Genomic DNA, 7,043 nt, shown 5'->3' on the forward strand with positions numbered 1-7,043 from the left:
GGCTTTTTGCTTTCTCAAATTGCTCGCCGGTGCTGTGTCGTCCGCCCGCGACCCGTGGCGGTGTCATGCAATGCCGTCGGCGGGCTATTGGGCTGAGTCTGGCAAAAAACCTTTCCTTGTTATATTCAGGCGGATATATCGACTGGCAGGGTCGCGCCGATTGGATGTCAAGCCCCAGGAGAGTTTCATGCCGGTGCCCAACGGTTTTGGATTGAAGGCGGCCGCCATTGGCGGTCTTGCGATTTTGATCGCCGCCATGCCGGTTGCCCATGCGGATGACAGGCTGATCGTCTTTGCCGCGGCAAGCATGAAGAGCGCACTGGATGCCGTGAACACCGCCTGCGCCGCCGATGTCGGCGAGGCGGCGACCATTTCCTATGCCGCAAGCTCCGCATTAGCCAAGCAGATCGAGGGCGGCGCGCCGGCCGATGTCTTCATCTCGGCCGACCGCGACTGGATGAACTATCTGTCCGACAAGAAACTGACCAAGCCGGATACCGAAGTGGAGTTGCTCGGCAACCAGATGGTGCTGGTGGCGCCGGAGGGTTCGACGGTCGAAACCAGAATCGAAAAGGGTTTTGATCTTGCCGGGCTGATCGGCGACGGCAGGCTTGCGATGGGCGATTTCAAGGCGGTGCCGGCCGGCAAATATGGCAAGGCCGCACTTGAATCGCTCGGCGTCTGGTCCTCGGTCGAAGGCAAGTTGGCACAGGCCGAGAATGTGCGCGCCGCGCTCAAGCTGGTTTCGACCGGTGAGGCAGCGCTCGGCATCGTCTACGCCACCGACGCGCATGCCGAGCCCGGCGTCAAAGTGATCGGCACGTTCCCGCCGGGTTCGCACCCGCCTATCGTCTACCCGGTTGCCCAGATCGCGGATTCGAAGGACAAGGATGCGCCGGCATTCCTGAAATGCCTGCAATCCGCCAAGGCAGGCGAGCTCTTCAAGGCGCAAGGTTTTACGGTCCTTATGCCGAGCAACTGAGGCGCGCCAAAAGATGAATTGGTTGCTGGACCTCACTCCCGACGAATGGAACGCGGTCCGGCTGTCGATCAAGGTGGCGACGGTGGCGATGGTCGCCAGCCTGCCGCCCGGCATATTGATCGCGCTTGTGCTTGCGCGTGGCCAATTCTGGGGCAAGACGCTGCTCAACGGGCTGGTGCATCTGCCGTTGATCCTGCCGCCGGTGGTTATCGGCTATCTGCTGCTGCTCTCCTTCGGCAGGCGCGGCCCGGTCGGGGCGTTCCTGGCCGAGCATTTCGGCATTGTCTTCTCCTTTCGCTGGACAGGTGCCGCATTGGCCTGCGCTGTCATGGGCTTTCCCTTGATGGTGCGGGCGATCCGGCTGTCGATCGAGGCGGTCGACCGCAGAATCGAGGCGGCGGCCGGGACGCTTGGCGCCAATCCGCTGTGGGTGTTCGCGACGATCACGCTGCCGCTGATCCTGCCCGGCCTGATCACCGGCGCAATCCTGTCTTTCGCCAAGGCGATGGGCGAATTCGGCGCAACGATCACTTTCGTTTCCAACATCCCCAACCAGACGCAGACGCTGCCGTCGGCGATCTACACGTTCACGCAGGTGCCGGGCGGCGATGCCGGCGCGCTCAGGCTGACGCTGATCTCGATCGTCATCTCGATGGCAGCACTTGTCGCATCGGAGGTGCTGGCGCGGCGCGTCGGCAGGCGGATGGATATCGAATGACGGTCGTCGTCGATATCAGCCATCGGCTTGGCGACTTCGATGTCGACGCCCGCTTCGAGAGCGCCGGCCGGCTGACCGCGCTGTTCGGACCCTCGGGCTCCGGCAAGACGACGCTGATCAACATGATTGCCGGCCTGATCCGGCCGGACAAGGGGCGGATCGAGGCCGACGGCCGCGTGCTGGTCGAAACGGATGCTGGCCTGTTCGTGCCCAAGCACAAGCGCCGCATCGGCATGGTGTTCCAGGATGCGCGGCTGTTTCCGCATATGAGCGTGGCCAGCAATCTGCGCTACGGCCGCTGGTTCACGCCGACGGCGGAACGCTATGCGGATATCAATGCGGTGGTCGACCTGCTCGGCATCGGTCCTTTGCTCGACCGGCGGCCGGCAAAGCTTTCCGGCGGCGAGAAACAGCGCGTGGCGATCGGCCGGGCGCTGCTCGCCAGCCCGAAATTGTTGCTGATGGACGAGCCGCTGGCTTCGCTCGACGAGGCCCGCAAGGCAGAAATCCTGCCTTATATCGAGCGGCTGCGCGACGAGACGAAAATCCCGATCGTCTATGTCAGCCATTCGATTTCAGAGGTCGCGCGGCTGGCAAGCGACGTTGTCGTGCTGGCGCAAGGCAAAGTCGCTGCTTGCGGCCCGACCGGCGCGATCATGCAGCGGCTCGAACTGTTGCCGGCGGAGGAGCGCGGCGAGGGCGGCGCGGTGCTGGATGCCGCGGTGCTGCGCCACGACGATGTTTTTGGCATGACCGTGCTCGGCTCGGTGGCGGGCGAGATCCGGGTGCCGCTTCTGGCCGTGCCGGTCGGCGCGCCGGTGCGCATTCGCATCCGTGCCCGCGATGTGATGATCGCCACCGAACAGCCGACCGGTCTCAGCGCGCTCAACATCTTGCCGGGCACGATCGTGACGATAGCGCCGGGCGAGGGTCCTGCGGTCGAGATCGGCATCGACTGCCACGGAGCAACCGTGCTTGCCCGGATCACCGAGCAATCGCGACAGACGCTGAAACTCCGGCTTGGTCGAGAGGTCTACGCCGTGGTGAAGACTGTAAGCTTCGACCCGGCGAATATGAGCGCCGGCCTGCCAGTCGAGGCGGATGGATGACCGGCGGATGATTGCCGCTATATCATTTTGGAATAGCGGTATCGCCGGAGAGCATCTAGGATGGCGGGACTGCGGAGGAGCAAATGCCGTCGCTGAGCTTGCGGATAAACCTCGATCCAGAAGGGCGCATCGGGCCGGGCAAGATCGAGCTTCTGGAGCAGATCGCCGCCTTCGGCTCGATCTCGGCGGCGGCGCGCGGCATGGAAATGTCGTACAAACACGCCTGGGATCTGGTCGAGGACATGAACCGGGTGTTCGGCAAGCCGTTGGTCGCGGCGCAGACCGGCGGGAAAAAGGGCGGCGGCGCGCAGTTGACTCCGGCGGGGCTTGCGGTGGTCAGCCGCTTTCGCGCCATCGAACGGGCTGCGGCTTCCGCGGCGGCGGCGCATCTGGAGGCATTACAGGCGGAGATCGATGCCGGCTGAGGTCGGTGGAATCTGCTATCGGCCGAGCCTACTCCTCGGGCTCGCCCGGCTTGCGCAGCAGATAGATGTCCATGATCCAGCCTTTTTTCCCACGCGCCTCGTCGCGGATCCTGACGATCTCGTCGCCGACGTCGCCAAGGCGGCCGGAAATGATGATCTCGTCGGGCGTGCCGAGATAAGCGCCCCAGTGGATGAGGAGGTCGTTGTCGTCCAGCGTGTTGAAGGCGCATTTGCCGTCCAGCATGACGACGGTGCTGCCGGCATTGTCGGGCAAGCCTTCCTCGGTGAGCCGGCGGCCGGTGGTGATCTGAACCGCATCGCCGATGCGGTTCAGCGCCATCTTATGGCTGGCGGCGAGCGCCTGGACGGCAGTGATTCCGGGGATCACCTCGAGCTCGAACGCGACATTGCCTCGCATGCGCACCCGCTCCAGGATGCGTAGCGCACTGTCGTAGAGCGAGGGATCGCCCCAGATCAGGAAGGCGCCGCAGCCATCTTGCGAAAGCTCGTCGCGGATCAGGCTTTCATAGATCGCGGCGATCGCCTCGTGCCAGTCATCGACGGTCGAGCGATAGGAGGGCGCCGGCTCGGCCCGCACCGGCACATCGAATTCGACGCGGCGCGAGTCTGGATTGGTGACGAATCGGTCGCAGATCCGGCGGCGCAGTTCTGCAAGATCGTTCTTTTTTGCGCCCTTGTCGGGAATGAACAGCACGTCAGCGCGGTTCAAGCCGTCGACCGCCTGCACGGTCATGTGGTCGGGATTGCCGGCGCCGATGCCGATGACGAGAAGCTTGCGCATGTGCGATCTCCTGCCCGATCGGAACGTCGCTGTCCAGACTGGCCCGGCAGGTGGGCACGGCATGTGCGCAAGCGTGGAAGGGCTTTGAAACTCCACATTGAAACGGCTAGAGTTCTAGCGGCATGTCGCCAAGGGAGCTTCCATGTTCCGTTATGTTCTGACGGCCGCGCTGGCGCTTTCGGCCACGCCAGTATTCGCCAATGATTCGATCGCCGAATTGGGGACGGGCGGCCTGATCCTGTCGCGCAGCGACGCGGTCGCCATGGAGAGCGAGGACCTCTACATCTCGCCGGAAAAGGTGACGGTCGACTATGTCTTCCGCAACAACACCGACAAGGATGTCGACGCGATCGTCGCCTTTCCGATGCCTGACATCGAAGGCGATCCGAACGAGATGCCGGCAATTCCCGCCGGCCAGAGCGACAATTTCCTTGGCTTCGAGGTGACGATCGACGGCGTGACGGCAAAGCCGCAGCTCGAGCAGAAGGCGTTTGCGCTCGGCATCGACGTCAGTGCCGATCTCAAGTCGCAGAACGTGCCGTTCTACCCGTTCGGCGATGCGGCCAGGGCGGCATTGGCGAAGCTGCCGCAAGCGGTTGCCGACGACTGGGTCGACCGCGGTCTCATCATCGAGGACACCGCCGACGACGGTTCAGGCATGAAGTCAGTCTATGTGCCGTTCTGGCAATTGCGCTCGACCTATTGGTGGCGCACGACTTTTCCAGCCAACAAGGCAGTCCGCGTCGCCCATCGCTACAAGCCCAGCGTCGGCGGCACCTCCTCGGTCAGCTTCTTCTATGACGGCCAGTTCCAGGGCCAATACGCCGCCTACAAGACCCGTTATTGCATGGACGGCACGTTCGAAAATGCGATTCGCAAGGCGGCGAAGGGCAATCCCGACGGCACTCCGAGATATTTCGAAAACCGCATCGCCTATGTCCTGACCACTGGCGGCAACTGGGCGACGGGCTCGATCGGCAAGTTCAAGCTGACCGTCGACAAGGGCGATCCGAAGAACCTGGTCTCGTTCTGTGGTGAAAACGTCAGGAAAGTCGGGCCGACGCGTTTCGAGATGACGGCAGAGAATTTCTACCCTGAGCACGACATCGACATATTGCTGCTGGCACCTTCGGGCGATGGCGGGAGCGGCGGCTGATGGACGTCGCGATCTATGTCGCCATCGCCGAAAACGGGGTGATCGGGCGCGATGGCGGTTTGCCGTGGCGGCTTTCCAGCGATCTCAAGCGGTTCAAGGCCGACACGATGGGCAAACCTATCATCATGGGTCGCAAGACCTACGAAGGCATCGGGCGGCCTCTGCCTGGCAGGCTCAATTTCGTGGTGACCCGTGACAAGGCTTGGCGCGCCGAAGGCGTCGAAGTCGCGCATTCGCTCGACGAGGCGATCCGCCTGGCGAAGGCGCGCGGGCGCTGCATGGCCGGCGCCGACGAAATCTGCGTCATCGGCGGCGGCGAGATCTATGCCCAGGCGCTGCCGCTGGCCGACCGCCTGCATGTCACCCATGTCCTTGCCGCGGTCGACGGCGACGCGCATTTCCCGCCGATCGACCCGGATTTGTGGCGCATCGGCCGCTCGCAGGACGTTCCGGCCGGTGAAAAGGATAGTCATGCGACACGCTATTCGGTTTACGAGCGACGCCGCGACGTGCATTGAGAGACGGTAAAGGGTCGCGACGGTCCAAAACGGACGGTGACGACGACCGATCGCGTTGAAAGCGCGCCGTCGCATCCCTATAGAAGGACAACACTGGATTTTGCGTCGTCAGGCCGGCGCGTGAGGGAGCGAAAGGACATTCATGCCCTGGAACGACAAAAGCGGCGGAGGCGGCGGCCCATGGGGCGGCGGCAACAATCCAGGACCCTGGGGGCAGGGACCAAAGGGGCCTAGCGGTCCGCAGGGCTCACCTCCCGATCTCGAAGACATCATCCGGCGCGGCCAGGACAGGTTGCGGCGTGCTTTGCCGGGTGGCGCTGGCGCCAGCCCAGCCGTGTTCGGATTGATCGCGGCAGCGCTTATAGCGCTGTGGGCGTTCAAGGCGGTCTATACCGTGCAGCCCGACGAGGTTGCGGTCGAACTCAGATTCGGCGTGCCAAAGGCGGAGTTCTCGCAGCCAGGCCTGCATTTCCATTGGTGGCCCATCGAGACGGTCGAGACGGCCAACATTGCCGAACAACTCGTCAACATCGGCGGCGGCACGGCCTCCGGCAACGGTTCAGGGCTGATGCTTTCGGGCGACCAGAACATCGTCAACGTCCAGTTCTCGGTGGCCTATCAGGTCTCCGATCCGAGGGCCTATCTGTTCGACGTGTCCGATCCCGACGGCATGCTGCGCCAGGTCGCCGAAAGCGCCATGCGCGAAGCGGTCGGCCGGCGGCCGGCGCAGGACATCTTCCGCGACGATCGCGAGGGCATTGCAGCGTCCGTGCGCGAAATCATCCAGACGACGCTGGACGGCTACAAGGCCGGCCTGAACGTCAACGCGATCTCGATCGAGGATGCCGCACCGCCGCGCGAAGTGGCCGACGCCTTCGATGAGGTGCAGCGCGCCGAACAGGACGAGGACAAGTTCGTCGAGCAGGCCAACCAGTATTCCAACCAGAAGCTCGGCCAGGCGCGCGGCGAGGCCGCACAGATCCGCGAGGAGGCGGCCGGCTACAAGAACCGGGTCGTGCAGGAGGCCGAAGGCGAGGCGCAGCGCTTCATCTCGGTCTATGACGAATACGCCAAGGCGCCGGATGTGACGCGCCAGCGGCTTTATCTGGAAACGATGGAGAGGGTTCTGAGGGATTCCAGCAAGGTCATTATCGAGCAAGGCAGCGGACCAGGGGTCGTCCCCTATCTGCCGCTGCCGGCATTGCAGCAGAAGGCGCCGGCGCCGGGGGCCGGGCCGGGGGTGGGGGGGAAACAGGGGTTGGCCACCGGGGTGCCCGAATAGCGGGGATAGGCGGGGGGGGGCGGGTGGGGGGGGTTTTATGGGGGTTGGGTT

Annotated in this window: 8 protein-coding genes; 7 read left to right on the top strand and 1 reads right to left on the bottom strand. The window is 63.9% G+C overall.

Features of this window, described 5'->3' with window-relative positions; all coding sequences use genetic code 11:
• Window positions 1-187: 187 nt before the first annotated feature.
• From modA to AC0L16_RS03240, 4 genes are all read left to right on the top strand, one after another.
• Window positions 188-982: a molybdate ABC transporter substrate-binding protein gene (gene modA / locus AC0L16_RS03225; protein ID WP_473618952.1), complete on the top strand. Its 795-nt coding sequence runs from the start codon at window positions 188-190 to the stop codon at window positions 980-982.
• 13 nt (window positions 983-995) lie between these two features.
• Complete coding sequence (gene modB / locus AC0L16_RS03230) at window positions 996-1,700, top strand: molybdate ABC transporter permease subunit (protein ID WP_473618953.1); 705 nt, start codon at window positions 996-998, stop codon at window positions 1,698-1,700.
• The gene (gene modC, locus AC0L16_RS03235) at window positions 1,697-2,809 is read left to right on the top strand and encodes a molybdenum ABC transporter ATP-binding protein (protein WP_473618954.1); all 1,113 of its coding nucleotides are present in this window, start codon (window positions 1,697-1,699) and stop codon (window positions 2,807-2,809) included. The genes modB and modC overlap by 4 nt, the downstream gene beginning before the upstream one ends.
• A gap of 83 nt (window positions 2,810-2,892) precedes the next feature.
• A complete protein-coding gene (locus tag AC0L16_RS03240; protein WP_023798788.1) occupies window positions 2,893-3,234 on the top strand; it encodes a winged helix-turn-helix domain-containing protein in 342 nt (113 codons plus the stop codon).
• A 28-nt stretch (window positions 3,235-3,262) separates the two neighbouring features.
• Here AC0L16_RS03240 and cobF read toward each other — a convergent pair whose 3' ends face one another.
• Entirely contained in the window at window positions 3,263-4,036 is a 774-nt protein-coding gene (gene cobF / locus AC0L16_RS03245; protein ID WP_473618955.1) for a precorrin-6A synthase (deacetylating), read from the bottom strand.
• A 142-nt stretch (window positions 4,037-4,178) separates the two neighbouring features.
• Between cobF and AC0L16_RS03250 the strand changes: the two genes are divergently transcribed.
• The 3 genes from AC0L16_RS03250 to hflK all read left to right on the top strand — a co-directional run bounded on the left by AC0L16_RS03250 (window position 4,179) and on the right by hflK (window position 6,992).
• The gene (locus AC0L16_RS03250; RefSeq protein WP_473618956.1) at window positions 4,179-5,192 is read left to right on the top strand and encodes a DUF4424 domain-containing protein; all 1,014 of its coding nucleotides are present in this window, start codon (window positions 4,179-4,181) and stop codon (window positions 5,190-5,192) included.
• Window positions 5,192-5,710 (top strand): dihydrofolate reductase, encoded by a 519-nt coding sequence (locus tag AC0L16_RS03255; RefSeq protein ID WP_473618957.1) that lies wholly within the window; start codon window positions 5,192-5,194, stop codon window positions 5,708-5,710. The genes AC0L16_RS03250 and AC0L16_RS03255 overlap by 1 nt, the downstream gene beginning before the upstream one ends.
• Window positions 5,711-5,852: 142 nt before the next feature.
• Window positions 5,853-6,992 carry an FtsH protease activity modulator HflK gene (hflK, locus tag AC0L16_RS03260; RefSeq protein WP_473618958.1) on the top strand — a complete coding sequence of 380 codons (1,140 nt, stop codon included), beginning with the start codon at window positions 5,853-5,855 and terminating at the stop codon, window positions 6,990-6,992.
• Window positions 6,993-7,043 lie beyond the last annotated feature (51 nt).

The sequence above is a fragment of the Mesorhizobium sp. WSM4848 genome (genome assembly GCF_055811375.1).

What these genes read in the sequence shown, in the direction of transcription:
- modA (WP_473618952.1), top strand. Translation starts at nt 188, where the DNA reads ATGCCGGTGCCCAACGGTTTTGGATTGAAGGCGGCCGCCATTGGCGGT.
- modB (WP_473618953.1), top strand. Translation starts at nt 996, where the DNA reads ATGAATTGGTTGCTGGACCTCACTCCCGACGAATGGAACGCGGTCCGG.
- modC (WP_473618954.1), top strand. Translation starts at nt 1,697, where the DNA reads ATGACGGTCGTCGTCGATATCAGCCATCGGCTTGGCGACTTCGATGTC.
- AC0L16_RS03240 (WP_023798788.1), top strand. Translation starts at nt 2,893, where the DNA reads ATGCCGTCGCTGAGCTTGCGGATAAACCTCGATCCAGAAGGGCGCATC.
- cobF (WP_473618955.1), bottom strand. Translation starts at nt 4,036, where the DNA reads ATGCGCAAGCTTCTCGTCATCGGCATCGGCGCCGGCAATCCCGACCAC.
- AC0L16_RS03250 (WP_473618956.1), top strand. Translation starts at nt 4,179, where the DNA reads ATGTTCCGTTATGTTCTGACGGCCGCGCTGGCGCTTTCGGCCACGCCA.
- AC0L16_RS03255 (WP_473618957.1), top strand. Translation starts at nt 5,192, where the DNA reads ATGGACGTCGCGATCTATGTCGCCATCGCCGAAAACGGGGTGATCGGG.
- hflK (WP_473618958.1), top strand. Translation starts at nt 5,853, where the DNA reads ATGCCCTGGAACGACAAAAGCGGCGGAGGCGGCGGCCCATGGGGCGGC.